20 protein-coding genes are annotated in these 16,419 nt (G+C 38.1%); 7 read left to right on the top strand and 13 right to left on the bottom strand.

All coding sequences use genetic code 11. The annotated features are described in order from the left end of the window. Positions 1–9: 9 nt before the first annotated feature. Complete coding sequence (locus ACOZIR_RS10370; RefSeq protein ID WP_045292290.1) at positions 10–681, top strand: VOC family protein; 672 nt, start codon at positions 10–12, stop codon at positions 679–681. Positions 682–759: 78 nt separating this feature from the next. On the opposite strand, the gene ACOZIR_RS10365 is transcribed toward ACOZIR_RS10370, so the two are convergent. Then, entirely contained in the window at positions 760–1,272 is a 513-nt protein-coding gene (locus ACOZIR_RS10365; protein ID WP_045292292.1) for a topology modulation protein, read from the bottom strand. A gap of 254 nt (positions 1,273–1,526) precedes the next feature. Here ACOZIR_RS10365 and ACOZIR_RS10360 point away from each other — a divergent pair, with 254 nt between their 5' ends. Beyond that, positions 1,527–1,757 carry a hypothetical protein gene (locus ACOZIR_RS10360; protein ID WP_013057513.1) on the top strand — a complete coding sequence of 77 codons (231 nt, stop codon included), beginning with the start codon at positions 1,527–1,529 and terminating at the stop codon, positions 1,755–1,757. Between the two features lie 43 nt (positions 1,758–1,800). Here the strand turns inward: ACOZIR_RS10360 and ACOZIR_RS10355 are convergent, their stop codons facing one another. The 4 genes from ACOZIR_RS10355 to ACOZIR_RS10340 form a co-directional block, all read right to left on the bottom strand. Further along, positions 1,801–2,160, bottom strand: coding sequence for a hypothetical protein (locus tag ACOZIR_RS10355; RefSeq protein WP_045292294.1), 360 nt, complete (start codon positions 2,158–2,160; stop codon positions 1,801–1,803). Between the two features lie 62 nt (positions 2,161–2,222). Further along, positions 2,223–2,984 carry a glucose 1-dehydrogenase gene (locus tag ACOZIR_RS10350; protein WP_034268851.1) on the bottom strand — a complete coding sequence of 254 codons (762 nt, stop codon included), beginning with the start codon at positions 2,982–2,984 and terminating at the stop codon, positions 2,223–2,225. Beyond that, positions 2,981–4,012, bottom strand: coding sequence for a zinc-dependent alcohol dehydrogenase (locus tag ACOZIR_RS10345; RefSeq protein ID WP_045292299.1), 1,032 nt, complete (start codon positions 4,010–4,012; stop codon positions 2,981–2,983). The genes ACOZIR_RS10350 and ACOZIR_RS10345 overlap by 4 nt, the downstream gene beginning before the upstream one ends. Before the next feature lie 79 nt (positions 4,013–4,091). Beyond that, a complete protein-coding gene (locus ACOZIR_RS10340; RefSeq protein WP_272946327.1) occupies positions 4,092–4,736 on the bottom strand; it encodes a GntR family transcriptional regulator in 645 nt (214 codons plus the stop codon). A gap of 199 nt (positions 4,737–4,935) precedes the next feature. Between ACOZIR_RS10340 and ACOZIR_RS10335 the strand changes: the two genes are divergently transcribed. Continuing rightward, positions 4,936–5,394: a hypothetical protein gene (locus tag ACOZIR_RS10335; protein ID WP_045292303.1), complete on the top strand. Its 459-nt coding sequence runs from the start codon at positions 4,936–4,938 to the stop codon at positions 5,392–5,394. 29 nt (positions 5,395–5,423) lie between these two features. On the opposite strand, the gene ACOZIR_RS10330 is transcribed toward ACOZIR_RS10335, so the two are convergent. Beyond that, positions 5,424–6,305 carry a M23 family metallopeptidase gene (locus ACOZIR_RS10330; protein WP_045292305.1) on the bottom strand — a complete coding sequence of 294 codons (882 nt, stop codon included), beginning with the start codon at positions 6,303–6,305 and terminating at the stop codon, positions 5,424–5,426. 263 nt (positions 6,306–6,568) lie between these two features. Here ACOZIR_RS10330 and ACOZIR_RS10325 point away from each other — a divergent pair, with 263 nt between their 5' ends. After that, positions 6,569–7,105 carry a histidine phosphatase family protein gene (locus ACOZIR_RS10325; RefSeq protein WP_045292307.1) on the top strand — a complete coding sequence of 179 codons (537 nt, stop codon included), beginning with the start codon at positions 6,569–6,571 and terminating at the stop codon, positions 7,103–7,105. A gap of 117 nt (positions 7,106–7,222) precedes the next feature. On the opposite strand, the gene ACOZIR_RS10320 is transcribed toward ACOZIR_RS10325, so the two are convergent. The 3 genes from ACOZIR_RS10320 to ACOZIR_RS10310 all read right to left on the bottom strand — a co-directional run bounded on the left by ACOZIR_RS10320 (position 7,223) and on the right by ACOZIR_RS10310 (position 10,288). Further along, positions 7,223–7,768: a spore coat protein gene (locus ACOZIR_RS10320; protein ID WP_237758452.1), complete on the bottom strand. Its 546-nt coding sequence runs from the start codon at positions 7,766–7,768 to the stop codon at positions 7,223–7,225. A 92-nt stretch (positions 7,769–7,860) separates the two neighbouring features. Next, a complete protein-coding gene (locus tag ACOZIR_RS10315) occupies positions 7,861–8,061 on the bottom strand; it encodes a hypothetical protein (RefSeq protein WP_045292309.1) in 201 nt (66 codons plus the stop codon). Positions 8,062–8,254: 193 nt separating this feature from the next. Continuing rightward, the gene (locus ACOZIR_RS10310) at positions 8,255–10,288 is read right to left on the bottom strand and encodes a Na+/H+ antiporter (RefSeq protein WP_045292311.1); all 2,034 of its coding nucleotides are present in this window, start codon (positions 10,286–10,288) and stop codon (positions 8,255–8,257) included. A 269-nt stretch (positions 10,289–10,557) separates the two neighbouring features. Between ACOZIR_RS10310 and ACOZIR_RS10305 the strand changes: the two genes are divergently transcribed. Next, positions 10,558–11,871, top strand: a complete 1,314-nt coding sequence (locus ACOZIR_RS10305; RefSeq protein WP_045292312.1) for a hemolysin family protein — start codon at positions 10,558–10,560, stop codon at positions 11,869–11,871. Here ACOZIR_RS10305 and ACOZIR_RS10300 read toward each other — a convergent pair whose 3' ends face one another. Further along, the gene (locus tag ACOZIR_RS10300; RefSeq protein WP_045292313.1) at positions 11,872–12,318 is read right to left on the bottom strand and encodes a DUF4385 domain-containing protein; all 447 of its coding nucleotides are present in this window, start codon (positions 12,316–12,318) and stop codon (positions 11,872–11,874) included. A gap of 173 nt (positions 12,319–12,491) precedes the next feature. Between ACOZIR_RS10300 and ACOZIR_RS10295 the strand changes: the two genes are divergently transcribed. Next, a complete protein-coding gene (locus ACOZIR_RS10295; RefSeq protein ID WP_237758453.1) occupies positions 12,492–13,811 on the top strand; it encodes a DUF2254 domain-containing protein in 1,320 nt (439 codons plus the stop codon). Positions 13,812–13,849: 38 nt separating this feature from the next. Here the strand turns inward: ACOZIR_RS10295 and ACOZIR_RS10290 are convergent, their stop codons facing one another. After that, the gene (locus tag ACOZIR_RS10290; RefSeq protein WP_045292316.1) at positions 13,850–14,365 is read right to left on the bottom strand and encodes a hypothetical protein; all 516 of its coding nucleotides are present in this window, start codon (positions 14,363–14,365) and stop codon (positions 13,850–13,852) included. A gap of 133 nt (positions 14,366–14,498) precedes the next feature. Between ACOZIR_RS10290 and ACOZIR_RS10285 the strand changes: the two genes are divergently transcribed. After that, entirely contained in the window at positions 14,499–14,795 is a 297-nt protein-coding gene (locus ACOZIR_RS10285; RefSeq protein WP_045292318.1) for a hypothetical protein, read from the top strand. A gap of 44 nt (positions 14,796–14,839) precedes the next feature. Here the strand turns inward: ACOZIR_RS10285 and ACOZIR_RS10280 are convergent, their stop codons facing one another. Then, on the bottom strand, positions 14,840–15,610 hold the full coding sequence (locus ACOZIR_RS10280; RefSeq protein ID WP_045292320.1) for an ABC transporter ATP-binding protein: 771 nt from the start codon (positions 15,608–15,610) through the stop codon (positions 14,840–14,842). Between the two features lie 9 nt (positions 15,611–15,619). Further along, positions 15,620–16,417 carry an ABC transporter ATP-binding protein gene (locus tag ACOZIR_RS10275; RefSeq protein WP_045292322.1) on the bottom strand — a complete coding sequence of 266 codons (798 nt, stop codon included), beginning with the start codon at positions 16,415–16,417 and terminating at the stop codon, positions 15,620–15,622. Positions 16,418–16,419: the final 2 nt, after the last annotated feature.

The following is a 16,419-nucleotide window of genomic DNA, read 5'->3' as shown; positions in this document are numbered from 1 at the left end:
GAATGGTTTATGATTATTAATCAGGCTGTCCTGTACACTCACCTACTGGACGAAATGAAGGATTTTTATGTAGATTTTCTCGATTTCCCATTAACCACCGCTTCACCGCGTTCTTTTTCCATTAAAGTTGGTGAAAGTGAGCTCACTTTTAAAGAAAGTGCTCTACATACAAAGCCCTTTTACCATTTTGCTTTTAATGTTCCAGCAAACCGCTTTATGGAAGCGAAACAATGGGCTACTCAAAGAGTCTTCCTCAATACAGAAGAGAAGAAAGATGAGATTTATTTTGAAGCATTTGATGCTCATTCGTTTTATTTTGAAGATCCTGCTCATAATATTGTTGAATACATTTCAAGACATTCAGACTGCCCGCCATCCAACGACCCCTTTTCTTCTAAGTCGCTTTTAAGCATAGGAGAAATCAACTTGACAACGCCTCATGTCCGCTCTGTAGGGACACAGCTTATTAACTCCCGTATCACCGTGCGCAACAGCAGACCGTTAAACGAAACCTTTAACTTTTTAGGAAGCGGCAGTGCATTTTTTCTTGTAGGGGCGCCTAAAAGACGGTGGTTTTTTTCGGACCGAGACTCTGAAGTTCATCCATTAACGGTGAAGGTTAATCATTCTCTAACGCTTGCGCTCGACGAAGAAGGAATGTTGAATATTACGCAAGAATGATTGTTTTTTCAATAAAGCCACGTAACAAGCGAACTTGTTACGTGGCTGTTTTTGTTCAAAATTCAGCTCGTACTCCACCTATAGGTTTTGTATATAGCTCTCGATGTCCTTTCTGTTCATCAGCATAAAAACCTTGCATTCCTCATCTTTTTTAAGTTTTTTAAACCGGTTTCTCATCTTTTTTTGCCGTTCTCGGTACGTAGTAAGAATAAACGTAAAAAATGACCAATCTACTTTTTCAGGGCATCCTTTTGCCATATCTTCACGCGTTTTTCTTGCATATACAATCCTCCGCTTTATTACTCGGTACACACAAACGATTAGCGGCAGCTCTAAATAAATGATGGTATCTGCACGCTTCACTCGCAGGTCATACGAATTGCTGTAGTTCCCGTCGATAATCCAGCTGTCTTTTTTTACAATGTGCTCCTGCAATTCTCTAAAACTATCATTGTCTCTTTCCTTCCAGCCCGGCTGCCAATACAGGCTGTCTAAATGATGTACTTCTAAATCAAGCTTTTCCCCTAATTTTTTGGCAAATGTGGACTTTCCTACTCCTGGAGAAACGCCCATTACCAGCACTCTTTTCATCTCATCACCTTACCTTTTTAAAAACTAAAGCTAATTGAAGAGAAGGCAACTGTTTGTAGCTGACTCGGTGTAATCAAAACGGACTGCTGTATAAAGCAGCTTCATGTTAGCATCTTTATTTCCGTAGTTTTCAGATAACATATAAACATTCATCATAAATTTCTGTATTCCTTCTTGCTTTATAGTAAATAGGTTGCTTTTATTAATCGTTTCCTTTACCTTAAATGTGAGTATATAAAAGTAAGGTGAAAAAAATGAATGCATCTATGCTAAAGAGATTTTTACGAAACCTCGGGATTTTTATTTATATTGTCATTGCAGCTATTAATATTTACTTAACGAGAAATGACTTGGGCGATATGCTTACTCGCCTTGTGCTGTTGACTATTTTACTCCCTTTGTTTTTTAGTTTTGTGTATGCGTTAGGAAAATCACATTTTAAAAGACAAGAAGAGCTCGCTGAACAAGAGAAGAAAAAAGAGTAAAAAAAGCCTTTTATAGAGGGGGATTCCCCTTTCTAAAAGGCTTTTACTTTTTTTCATATAACTGAACATTAACTACATTAGGATTAACGTGATACTGCTTGGCAAGTTGATTTACGACTTTCTGAATCTCCTTCTTCTTATAGGAAGAAAGTTGTTCGGCGGGCAGAAGAACCAGAACTTGAGCTTCCGCATAGTCATTCAGCACTCTAACTTCTTGAAAACCATGCTGCGTCAAAAAAGCTTTTAACGCTTTTTCAAAGCCTGTGCTTTCTTTTTGAACAACTATAGAAGGCTGATCGTAAGAAAATAGCGAAATCTCTTCCTCTTCAGGCTTTGTATACACCGCCCAAGCAGTTGTCAGCACTGTGACCGCAATCCCAACATTCAATATCCACACTTTCATATCATGAACGCTCCTTTTAATCGAGTTTGTTCATGATATGAAAAGATTTATTGGTTCATGCGTTATCTTCCTAACCATCCTCCGTCTACGGCAAGCAAGTGTCCATGAATATAAGCAGACGCATCAGATGCTAAAAAGACAACCGCTCCTTTAAAATCATCTGCCTGTCCCCATCTGCCTGCAGGAATACGTTCAATGATTTGTCTGCTGCGCGTTTCATCGTTAATAAGTGCTTCATTCATATCAGTGGCAATGTACCCTGGTACAATTCCATTAACATTTACGCCTTTTGCTGCCCATTCATTAGACAAAGCTTTTGTAAGCTGAGCAACTCCGCCTTTTGCTGCAGCATAGGCTGGAACGGTAATACCTCCTTGGTAAGAAAGCAAAGATGCCATATTAATGATTTTTCCGCTTCCTTGTTTAAGCATTTGGCGGCCCGCCTGCTGACATAACAGCCATACGGTTTTTAAATTAACATTCATAACAGCGTCCCAATCTTCTTCTGCAAAATCTACAGCGGGTGAACGTCTTTGAATGCCCGCGTTGTTCACTAAAATATCGAGCTTGCCAAAATAAGCAACAACCGATGAGATCGCTTCGCTTACTTGAGAAGCATTTTCTAGATCACAATTAACAATAAAACATTTTCTTCCGAGCCGTTCAATTTCTTCTTTTACTCCAAGAAATTCCTTTGATCGCTGCAGCAGAGCAATGTCCGAACCTGCTTCTGCCAAAGCAATCGCCATTGATCTTCCAATTCCTCTTGTTGCTCCTGTAATTGCTGCTACTTTACCATCTAAAGAAAACAAATCTACTGTCATTGTTCATTCTCCTCTCCGTTTGGTGCAAATAAAACCTTAAGTGATTCATCAGGCCGCTGCATAAGCTCAAACCCCGCTTGAATATCTTCAAGCTGCAGTTTATGAGAAATTAAAGAATCTGCTGCTATTTCACCGTTTGCCAGTAAATCAATAGCCGTCTGAAAATCTTCCTTTGTATAACATCTCGTTGTAGTTAATGAAATTTCCTTAAAGTGCATCGCTGCTAAATCTACTTCTGGAGCGCTTTTGTATACGCTCACCACCACAATCTCTCCTTGAATACGGCTTGTTTCAACCATTTGTTTTGCTGTAATTTGATTTCCGGCTACTTCAAATACAACGTCTGCACCGACGCTATTCGTAAGCAAACGCACTTCTTTTACGACGTCTCTTTTCGCTGCATCAATTGGTATAAAGCCAAGTTCTTTCGCCTTAGTTAAGCGATAAGAACTAATATCTGAAATCATTACTTTTTTTGCTCCTGCTCGTTTCGCAATCATTCCGATCAGCAGTCCAATAGGTCCTGCCCCTAAAATGACAGCTTGGTCTCCTACTTTCAACCGCGAGCGTCGCACTGTATGTACGGCAACCGCTACAGGTTCTGCAAGAGCAGCATGCGCGCTAGACAGTTTCTCTGGTAAGAGGTGAAGGCGATGAATTGGAACAGCCACGTGCTGCGCGAACCCTCCATCTTGATCAATGCCAATTAATTTTAACTTCTTACAAACATGAAACTGTCCTCTTACACAGGCTTCGCAAATTCTGCAGCTAAGCGTAGGTTCAACTGCTACGCGGTCACCTAAAGAAAATTTCGTTTCCCCTTGAATCTCTTCTATAACTCCGCTGAATTCATGTCCCATAGTGAGTGGTGCTTGTGCTCTAGGGTGTTTTCCAAAATAAATCATCATATCCGTTCCGCAAATTCCAGCATGAGATACTTTTACCAGCGCTTCTCCTTCTTTTATAACCGGTTTCGCTTTTTCCTGCATAACGGCTTTTGTTTCTGAAACATAGACACCTGCTTTCATTTCTCCATCCCCTTTGTATACTTGTCGACAAGATAAAAATAAAAAGGTCCAAAAACATTTTGAATCCTTTATCCCTTTTTTATGCTTCATTCAAAAGTGAAGCTGTTATCGTATTTCGCGTGTCTTCAAAGTGACGCTTCACTTCATCTTGAATACGTTCTGTATTTTGAGACTTTAATGCTTTAATCATTTCATGATGCTGCTTTATCAGTGGGAGCACAGCTGCTTTATCATCTCGAAATCTTTTTTCAGTAGTAATTAAAAGAGCAGCTAAAATAATTTCACGGATGCTTTCCCACAATTTTAATATCCGCTTGTGGTCTGCTTCAATAATCACGAGCTCATGAAACCGCAAATCTTGATAAGCAAATTCTACATAGTCATCGTATTTAGCTGCCATGTTCATTTGATCAATGCTTTGCTCAAGCTTTTTAATAAGCGAATCATGGTCAACTTCAGATAAACGTTCTAAAACAAAATGTTCTAAAAGCAGACGAACATCGTACAGTTCGTTTAAATCCCTAGTTGTTAAACCAATAACAACTGCTCCCATTCGCTGCAATTCAATGAGCCCTTCGTTTGAAAGGACCCGCAGTGCTTCTCTTATAGGAGATCGACTCATTCCAAACTCTGCCGAGAGCTGATTTTCCGATAGGATGGTTCCTTTCTTCAGCTCGCCGCTCATAATTTGAATTCTTAATTGGCTTACAACTTGTTCTCCCAGCGACGCTCCGCGAAGCCATCTTTCCGGGTAGGTTACCTTTTTAATGTGTCATCACTTCCTTAGCCAACTTGTATACAAGTATTCAAGATTTAGTATATAGATAAGAAACCTAATTGTAAACGTTTTCTTTTTAAAATGTATATTTTTACAATTCTTTCTTACACTAAGAAATACTGATAAATAAAAGGTGGGAAGATGAATGAATCAAATGATATTATGGGGGATTCTTGTTATTCCATGGTTTTTACTGCTGCTGCTCGATAAACAGCGTGTTAAACGATTTTTTACTGTAGGATTATTTGCTGCATTAATGATGACAATCGCCTATCAAGTAGCGGAAAAAATGCACTGGTGGACGGTTCAAGAAAACGTATTTTTTCTTACTAGCATGGGAGCAACGATTTATTGCCTTCATATTGTGATTACGATCTTTGTCTTTTACCTTACGTATCCCGGGTTTATCTTGTACATACTTGTTAACATTATTTTGGATTTGATTCATGGTTATGTTATTGTTCCTTTTCTCGCTAAAATCGGGCTTTATAATTTGTATGATATCAGTCATTTTGGGCTTTTCCTTGTCATGACTACGGTAGCTATTATCCTTTACTTGTTTCAACGGCTGCTTGACTTTATATTTGAGGAAAGCCCTGCATAAAAAGCCACAGCAAACGCTATGGCTTTTAATCAATAGAAAAATGGAATAACTGTATCTCCGCGAATCGGTTCAATAGCCGCATGAAACTGAATTCGCAAACTTTTTGACGTTTCGATGTCAGCGGCATCCATAACGTGAAAATGAATGTGAGGTTCGGATGAATTCCCAGAATTTCCACACCTTCCGAGCAGCGTTCCTTTACGAACCACGTCTCCTTTTTTTACAGAAACCGACCCTTTCTTCAAATGTGCAAGCACACTGTATTCTTTTCCTTCATGCTCAATGATAACGTGATTCCCTAAAGGATTTTTTCTATTCGTGTGTCCAATTTCATTATCTTCTTGCCCATCAGCTGCTGCGATAACGACTCCTTCAAGCGGAGCTACAACCTTTTTTCCATATGCATAGTAATCTTCGTTTTTCATTCCATCATTTTTATAGCTTTGCTTTCCTTTTCGCACGACTAAATCATACGCATACCTTTGGTTTTCGACTGGATGGTGATAGTTCAGCACCTCATGCTTTCCTCCCCAATAGACAAACCATTCACTTTGAATCGGCATCGTATATTTGTTTGTACTCCATCGCTCTCTCTTTGGAAATGATTCTATAGGAGCAATCACAAGTGCTTGTATAATGGTATGTTCATCAAACATAACGCTGATGGCTTTTGTCTGCGTAGAATTTATCCAAATAAACTGCTCAATTTGAGGGGTTAAATAAAGATTTGTTTCTAGTCTGTAGAACTGTTCTCCTTGATTAACCAATTTGCTCTGCTCCAAAAATTGCTGAAGCGAAACTTGACGTTTAAATTCTTCGCTTACACAATCATAAAGCTTCTGAAAATCCCCTTCTGAAAATAAAGTTCCAAACTCTTCTCTGATATTCACTTTTCTCTCTGTATCCATCATTTTAATCCACCCTTTTATATGTATTTCAATTTGTTTGAATTATCTATAAGTAATACGTTTTATTTTATAAAAAGGTTTCATTTTCCAATTATTCTATCTCAAAATCTTCCTCTATACCGTATTTACAATTTTCTCAATCCATTTTATACTTATTTTACAAATATTTGAAAGGAGGTGCAGCATGATGAAAATAACGTTAAATAAGAAAATCAAGCTGCGCCGAGTAAGTGTTTTTGGCGCTTAAATTTTAAGGAGATTTCACAATGAAAGTAGCATTAGTACGTCATTACAAAGTAAACAAAGGGCTTCCAGAAAACCACCGCTTATCTACGGATGAACTAGTGGCTTGGTTTCAGGAATATGATGAATCAGATATTACGTATGGAGAGACTGATTTGAATAATATCGAATGGAAACGCTGTTTTTCAAGCGATATGCCGCGAGCACACAAAACGGCAAAGCATATTTATAAACAGGAGATCACTCTTCTTCCGGAACTTAGAGAAATACCTATGCCTATTATTCCATTAAAATTCAAACTTCCTTTTATCCTCTGGGCATTACTGTTTCGCATGTCCGGACTCATCAACAAGCAAGTTCGTAAAGATATGACTGAGACTAAGAGAAAAGTAGCAGCAGTGCTAGATCGCGCTATTTCCGAGTCAGAAGATGATTTGCTGATTGTCAGCCACGGAGGCATTATGAAGTTTATGCGTAAAGAACTTATAAAACGCGGCTTTAAAGGACCTCGGTTTGATATTGCTGTTAACGGAAAGCTTTATTTATTTGAGAAGAAATAAAATTTTTCATCATTTCGAACCGTTTCATTTAACAGCCAATTTTAAAAAAAAGAAAAAAGCGTAGACAGCCCATAGGCTTGTCTACGCTTCTCTACACAAAAGATAAAAGGCTTATGCTTATAGCTGGATTTCTAACTCTACTAACAGAGCAAGTAATAGCTCAATTAATACTTGAATGTTGATTGCAATTTCAGTGTCTGATACAGTTACCTTTACATTTCGTGAATTTTTAATGACTGTGCGCTGTCTATTAATTTGTTTGATAGAAGATTTTTGGAATAACTCTTGTGCAATTGACTCTGCTTCTGCGCTGCTTCCAATCGCAATTGTTAAAACAAGAACAATTGCTGCTTGCAGTGCCGCTTGGACAGATAAAGCTGCTTTGATACTTGTTGTATTTACTTCAACATCTGCAGAATCACAGACAAAAATAGTTTCTTCAGAATATTGAACAGTTTCTTCTTTTTGTTTCGCTACTTGATTTTCTCTAACAGCGTTGAACGCCGGATGGCTAGAGCCTTCCAATGCACTCCATCCAGATCCTCCGCATTTTGTTTCTTTTCTTTTCTTTTTACCTTTAAAATAACCTTCTGCTCCTGCATCGTCTTTTTTCATATAATACGCATCATCTTCAGGATTGTAATAACTGTAGTATTTACTCATATCAATCACCCTTCTAAAAGTTTTTGTTTTTTGCAAATCCACATGATTTTCTTAATAAAAACCACTTTATACCCTTCTGATCACTAACGTTTTTACTTGAGTGTATTATTGACTTTCGACTGAAGCTCAGCAACAATTTGCTTAATTTTTTGTTTTTGCTCAGGGGATAAATTTCTTAGAGAATCTTCTGAAACACCATACTTTTTTAGTACATCAGAGATTAAAGCATCAGCAACACGGCTTGTCTGATCACTGTTAAAAGCTGAAGCGATTACTTTGCGTAAATTGCTCATATAAATATCCACTCCTGTTAGAAAGATTGTGAGGTGAAGTTGCTCACCTGTTAACAATATATGTAATTTAAAACAATTCGTATAGACTGATGACAGCGGACAAGCACACATTTTTTGTACAAGCTTTAATTAAGATAAAAGATCATATTTATAAGCACATTAAAAAGTCGCAGAGATCAGTCTCAGCGACTTTTTAATAACCATTTTCTTCAATTGTTAATGCTTCACGCAAAGCGATATCTTTTCGAATATTATGAGCGATTTCACGTGTGATTTCTCCTTTTTCATAAAGCTCTTGCACCGTTTCCCGCTCGGTATGAAACGCTTTATAACATAAATCTCTCGTTGTTTTTTTACGTTTGCGTGAATTATACTCGGTACTCTCTTTTCTAAGTCTCGCCATAGATCTATGGTATTCACTAATAATAGCAAGTGAAATCATTCGATTTTCTTCGTTCATATTTTCTTTAATGACCTTTATCGCTTCTTCAATCATTTGAATACGTACTTTGTTCACTTTGCTTCTTCTGCGCAGGCTTTGTTTTCTTAACGCCTGCTTATTCGGTGAAAAAATTCGGACTAGTAATAATAAAACTTTTTTAAACCTCATCCAGCTTACCAATAATTTGTACCTTACACGATTGGTTACAGCCATTTCAAGCTTGTGCGTATGTTCCAAACAAATATACGCTGTCTCACGGTCTATTTTTTCCTCTTTTAATAGCTTTTCCACCAATTTTCCCTTGGCCTGAAGAGCCAGCAATCGAATTTCTTCTTCATACTGTTTGTTTTCAGAGGCTTCTAAAGGATGAGTTTTAACAATGATGTTATTGATTGTTGTATTATACGTTGAAATTAATGAAAGAGCTGCTCCACGATTTTCCTCGGTCATTTCTCTTTTTAACCGCTGAATAGCAGCTTTGTGCACTTTAATGCGGGCTTTGACCTCTTTTGTATTGCGCTCAGGCTTCTTCTGCGCCTTTTCTGTTTTCGCAATGACGGGTAAAAGAATACTTGCCGCAACTAAGGTTAACAATATAACACCTGCTGCTAGAAAAATAATCAAAGAGCGTTCTGGAAAATCACTGCCGTTATCAAGCGTATAAGGAATCGAAAACGCTCCGGCTAACGTAACAGCTCCTCGTACACCTGAAACCGTAATAATTCCAATAGACCGGGGCTCAGGTTTGAGGTGCTTGTTATTTTTGTAATACCAGCCTACTGACCATGACACCATCACCCAAATAAATCGTAGTACAAGCAAAAAGACAGTAATAATCAAAATATAAAGAAGCACTTGTCCATTATTAAAGTTTGGATCTTGAATAATTGCTTTCGCTACTTTTGGTATTTGCAGACCAAGCAGTACAAACACCAAGCCATTTAACAAATATAAAATAACCGTCCAAGTACTTTTTGATACTACTTTAAGCTGCTGGTTAGGTGATTCCTCTCGATCGCGCTCAATCGCATGCACAATGCCGCCTGCTACAACTGCCAAGATTCCTGATAAATGAAAGTGTTCAGCAATGTAGAAGACAACAAATGGAGTTAAAATTTGTATTAACATATGAATCGTAATATCTTCCATTCCTAAACGTCGAACAAGTACACGCAGTCTAATAATCAGAAAAGCGATAAATGCTCCTACAAACAAACCGCCCAGTGCTACCCAAAGGAACTGAAATGTAGCATCTACTATCGAAAAGACGCCCGTTACGGTAGCAGCTACTGCTACTTGAAACGCTACAAGACCAGAAGCATCATTCATCAGCCCTTCGCCTTCAAGCAAATGCATAATTCGCTTAGGCAGCTTTACTCGGCTCGCCATAGCTCCAACAGCCACTACATCTGTTGGGGACAAAATAGCGGCTAGTGCAAATGCCGCCGGTAATGGAATGGAAGGGATGAGCCAATTGATTAGATACCCTCCTACTGCCACCGTTACAAAAACCAGTCCCAGCGCTAGCAATAAAATAGGTGTACGAAGCTTCCAAAGAGCAGCTCTTGACACGTTTTTCCCATCATTAAATAATAGCGGGGCAATAAATAAAATAAAAAATAACTCAGGCTCCAAATGTACATCTCCACCAAATGGCAAGATAGCAAGCCCTGCTCCCAAAGCTATTTGAACTAAGGGAACAGGAATAAATGGTACAAAATGATTAATGATATTAGATAGACCAATCAAAGCCAATAAGACTAATATCGTCAGAAAAAATTCCATAAAAACAATCGACTCCTACTTCTATTTACATCGTTTTAAAGGTATCACGCTATCTCTTTTCATTCATTTTATAGTGTTTAGTTTACGCTTTTTCTGCCAAAAAATGTTGTGGGTTATTAAAAAGTGTTCTTTCTTTTCAGTAAGTTTATTTCTGCTGATATTAAGGGAACAGTATACATGATATTCTTTATTTACCATATAAATCAGCTCATCAAACTTTTAAAAGGGAGGTGTTCCCTTATCCGTTTCAACGGGGTAAGGAGATAAATTTGGAAACAGTAAATGTCATTTTATTCATCGTATTAATCATATTAACAGCCTTTTTTGTTGCAACGGAATTTGCCGTCATTAGGGTACGGTCGACTAGAATCGACCAGTTAATTGAAGAAGGAAACCGGAACGCTTTAGCAGCAAAAAAAGTAGTATCAAATTTAGATGGTTATCTTTCAGCCACACAGCTGGGAATTACGGTTACTGCACTCGGTCTAGGCTGGATAGGTGAACCTACGGTAGGTCATTTATTAGAGCCTCTTATTGACATGCTTCCTTTTGCTACATCACTTTCGCATGTCATATCTTTTGTTCTTGCTTTTTCGATTGTCACATTTTTAAATGTGGTAGCTGGAGAACTTGCGCCCAAAACAGTGGCGATTCAAAAAGCCGAACAAGTGACGCTGTTATTTTCCCGTCCTCTTATTCTTTTTTCTAAGTTACTTTATCCATTTATTTGGCTTTTAAACCACTCAGCAAGAGGCGTTGTCGGATTATTCGGCCTGAAGCCAGCTTCTGAAAATGAAGTAGCTCATAGTGAAGAAGAACTTAGAATTATTTTATCTGAAAGCTATGAGAGCGGTGAAATTAATCAATCGGAATTTAAGTTCATGAATAATATTTTTGAATTTGATAATCGTACGGCTAAAGAAATCATGGTGCCTCGTACAGAAGTTGTGAGCGTATCAGCAGATGAAACGATAGAAGAATTCTTAAAAATGGCTAGAGTAGAGCAATATACTCGCTATCCGGTAGTTGTAGATGGAAACAAAGATCAAGTGGTGGGATTAGTTAATATTAAAGAAATATTAGCGGATTACATAAAAGAAGATGATATTAAATCACGCACCGTACAAACGTATATGAAACCCATCATTCAAGTCATTGATTCCATCGCCATTTACGACTTATTGCTTAAGATTCAAAGGGACAGAATTCACATGGCCATCTTAATAGATGAGTACGGAGGAACAACAGGGCTTGTAACAGTAGAAGACATTTTAGAAGAAATTGTTGGTGAAATTCGTGATGAATTTGATGATGATGAAATACCCGACGTACACAAAATTGATGAAAATCACTACGTACTAGATGCGAAGGTGTTGATTGAAGAAGTAAATGATTTACTCGGAACAAATATTGAACAAGAAGATGTTGATACCATTGGCGGCTGGATGCTGACCGAAAAGTTTGATCTCGCTAAAGGTGATAGCATCACAAACGAAAGTTTTTCATTTAAAGTCATTGATATTGAACATCACCATATTAAACGAATCGAAATAACAAAGGAAAAAAGTACGGATTCCAGCTGATTATCCGTACTTTTTTTGATGCTCTTTTTTCAATTGCAAGTACTCTTTATTCTCTCGTACCTCCTTCCATTTTTCCATAAAAATAGCCGCCGATTCTGCTTTTTGTTCATCAATTTGCCGTTCGTTACGCTCTCCGTCTTTGCTGTATTTCTTTCCGCCTTTGTAGTTCGCGTAGCGCCTGGATCGCGTGTATCCCATTTGGAGAAATTTCCGGGCCATATCCATTCCAACAAAATCGCTTTTTTCTTTGTAGGTTAAAAAAAGCTGATAGATGGCCTCCGCGGATTCCTCAGCAATGTCAGGTGTTCGAAAACGCCAATGAGGAAGAATTTCACTTTTATATGGCTCAACAAGGAGAACTCCTTGTTCTCCTTTTCCTACTCTATACTTTTCAGGATATTTTCTAAAATCGATATGTTCAAAGTCAAGTGAGTAATCAAATGCCACGGCTCTCCCCTCCTTTTTGATCTCTACCCTTTACAAATGAATGATAAAACTTTTCTTAAAGAAGTTTTTCACATGCAGATGCGGGTAATAATAGGTGGATAAGTATGACTAACTTTTTTCTCCATGCTAAAAGAAGTCCGAACTTATTAAATCATGATACGGGAGATTTCGTTATGTCAATAAAGCTACAGCAAAATCGAATAAAAGCCAATTTTTGGATTACTCCTTCTATATACGGAATTGTTGCTTTTGTTTTAGCCACTATTAGTACATTTTCAGATCGATATTTAACAGCTCACAAACAGTGGTTAAAGTTAGTTCCTTCTGTGTTTCTAACGGATAAAGAGCTTGCTCATACTATTTTGAGTTCAGTATCAAATTCCTTATTAACGATGACGACGATTACCTTTTCTTCTGTTTTAGTGGTACTGACTACGTTTGTAGGTCAGTTTTCTCCTAGAACGATTCAGAATTTTAATACAGATGCAAAAACTCAGCGCGTGCTTGGAACTTTTATCGGTGGATACGTATACGTGCTTGTACTGCTCATTCAAGTTCGCAGCAACCAAGTCAGCAATACCTTTATTGTTCCTTCCTTAGCCATCATGGTAGCATTCATTTGCTTAGGGATGTTTGTGTTTTTGATTCACCACGTCATCAACTGGATTAAAGTCGGGAATTTAATTTCAAACATTGCCAAAAAAACGATGCTTACCATTGAAGAGAGACGGCTAGAACAACAAAGCCACCCCCATTCAAAGAATGACAAACAGCTTGATTTTGATAGTGAAAACACACTGCAAATTAAAAGTAACAGACAAGGATATATTCAATATATCGAACTCAATCACTTAACAGCACTAGCATCTAAACTAAATGTCATTGTTAAACTCGAAAAAGCACCCGGTGAGTATGTAGAAGCAGACATGCCGCTGTTAACGGTGATCAATCATAACCAAACGTTAGAACGTGAAAAATTTCTTCATTGCTTGTTTATTACAAATGATCAAGAATCGATTCAAGACGTAAAATTAGGTATTCAGAAAATAAGTGAAATTGCATTAAGAGCTATTTCACCAGCTATTAATGATCCTGAAACAGCTATTAACTGCATTGAACAGCTCACGCAAGTGTTTATCAAACTCGGACAAAGCTATTCTTCTTCTCCTTATTATTGCGATGAAGAAGGACGCATTCGAGTGCTGCTAGAAAAACCTTCTTTTATGGATTATTTGTACAAAGCGTTCTATCAAATTCGTCATTATGGAAAAGAAGATGTTTCCGTGATGTCTGCTGTCATTAAGGCATTAACCGTAATCGCTGAAACAAATCGCTCTGCCATCAAAAACGACGTGTGGGTTTTTTCTTCCTATATTGTAGAAGGGCTGCAAAAAGAAGAGTGGCTTAAAATGGACAAAGAGTTTCTTAATCTGCTTCTCAAAAACCTTGCAAAAGCTTGTGAAAAGAAATGCGCGTCTATGCTGATAGAATAAAAACAACAAACGCCGCTCATCAACTGAGCGGCGTTTTCTTAGCATATAAAGTGCTCTATCTCTTCTCTCTTTTTCACTATTATGAGTTTATCGTTATATGAAGTACGAAGGATATGCAAAATTTCAGGTTTACTTTGCTTTTCAAAATTCGCATTCCACTGAAACATTTTAATGAAAATAGAAAACGTCGGTGCGTAATTTGCTTTTTCTATTTTAGCTTTTTGCAGAACATACCTTTTGATAATAAACCATATTCTTTTCAGATAATGGGTATCAAGAAAAATAATAAGGTCCGCTCCATTAAAACTTTCATTTACCCATGTATAGTATACACCTTCTATGATCCATTCCTTTGAAGATGCAATGTGATATAAACACTTCTTTCTATCTTCTTCACTTCTTCTTTTATCTCCTTCATGTGTTCGTTCCCACATAATATTATCAAGTTCGTAGTGAGGAACTTTTAATTTATGGGACAATAACCGGGCAAGAACTGTTTTTCCACTTTCAACAGATCCAACGCTATGTATTTTTTTACATGGAGCGTTTTGCATACTTCATGCCCCCTACTTCAAGCCTATTTTTTTACATATATTGTATCATTCAAGTTCTTTTTCTCTAATGCAAACCAGAACGTTTTATGCTAGTATTTTATGGTACTTGACTGACAGAAGGAGTGAAAACACAGTGCCTAAAACCCTTTTTGGAAAACTTACGCTGTTTTGGATTGGACTATTGTTATTGATTACGGGTCTATTTTTTTATTATAAATATACAAACCAAGGGTTTACCGCTGCAGATCTATTCTTTCGCGCCTCTCCTCCTTTAGCTACTATTGGCTTCCTGTTAAGCGCAGCCGGACTATATGAAGAACGAGGAAGAAACAAGCTAATTCCTCTCGTTGTACTCACCATTAGTTTTATCATGCTTTGCCAAGCAGGCTATCACTTTATCCATATGCATACTCCACCGCCGCGTCCGTGACTTTGTCTCATTCTCATTTATAAGAAAGCTTGTGCGTTTATTTTCTATTCAAATAAACGCACAAGCTTTTTTGTATAGGGATGCCTGTTTTTATCAAATAGCTGTGCACGGTCAAATTGATCGATAACCTCGCCTTGCTGCATAACCATCATGCGACTGCTCATAAATTTTACTGCTGCTAAATCATGTGAAATAAAAAGATAAGACAGCTGAAACGTCTCCTGCAAATCTCTTAATAAATTTAAAATCTTTGCCTGTACCGTAACATCAAGGCTCGCTGTTGGTTCGTCTAACAGTACCAGAGACGGACCTACGCTAATGGCACGCGCAATCGCTACACGCTGAAGCTGTCCTCCGCTGAGTTCATGAGGATAGTTCAACGCATATTCTGCGCTAATCCCGACTTTTTCTAACAAATAAAAAGCGATTTCTTTTTCATTTCTGCTCACATGAGATAAAAATGAAGGAACGGTTCGCTGCTGCCGCAAAGGCTCGAGCAAAGAATCGATGATTTTCACTTTCGGATTAAAAGAAGCCGCGGGGTTTTGAAATACCACTTGCATGCCTAGACGAGCTTGCTGCAGTTTTTTCCCTTTTAACCGGTGAAGAGGTTTCTCTGCAAACCATACTTCTCCCTGCTGAATTTCTGCTAACCTTAGCACGCTTTTTACAAGCGTACTTTTTCCGCTTCCACTTTCTCCGACAATCCCTACACATTCCCCTTTATCGATATGCAGAGAAACATTATTCAGTGCTGTGACGTCTTTATACTGTTTCACAAGCTGCGTGACGCGTAATATACTTTTTTCTTTCATATTTTACTCCTATATCAACACTTTTTTCTGCGTATCTAACAATCGATCAGGCGTTTTCTGTAAAGAAGGAATGGCGTTAAACAGTTTTTTTGTGTAAAAGTGATGCGGAGCGTGAAGCAGAGATTCGATACTGTTTTCTTCCACGATTTCTCCTGCTAGCATAATGGCTGCCCGGTCCGCATATTTCCGCACATGACGCAAGTCATGGGTAATAAAAAAAATGGCACAGCCTGCTTCTTCTTTCAGCTTATACAGCAGCTGAAGAACTTCAGCTGCTGCCACGCTGTCTAAAGCCGTAGTTGGTTCATCTGCGATAATCAAGGCAGGCTTCATCAGCAGCGCTAAAGCAATCGCTGCTCGCTGAAGCTGTCCTCCGCTCAGCTGAGCAGCATAGCTTTTATACACTCGTTCATCAGGTAAATTCACAGCTTTTAAAGCCTGAAAAATGGCGGCTTTCCTGTCTTTTTTAGACAGCCTACTATGTGTACGAATCGTTTCATCAAACTGCTTTCCAATTGTTAAAAAAGGCGTAAAAGCACTTCGATAGTCTTGAAAGATATACGAAATATCTTTTCCAAGGATAGGCGCCTCTCCTTTCTGCTTAAAGGTAATAGAGCCTCCTTTAAGCGTTACACCTGAAGGCAGCAGTCCTCCTATCGAAGCAGCAGTGATGCTTTTCCCGCTTCCGCTTTCTCCAACGAGCGCCATCCACTGTCCTTGTTCGATTGTAAAAGAAACGTCTTTTACAATTTGTTTTGTTTTATTATGAATGGCTAGATGTTTTACTTCTAAAACGATGACAATCACCT

Origin of the sequence: Priestia sp. D3YE.R1 (assembly GCF_049199565.1) — a bacterium.
Lineage (GTDB): Bacteria > Bacillota > Bacilli > Bacillales > Bacillaceae_H > Priestia > Priestia aryabhattai.
This window is presented reverse-complemented; position numbering and strand designations above follow the sequence as displayed.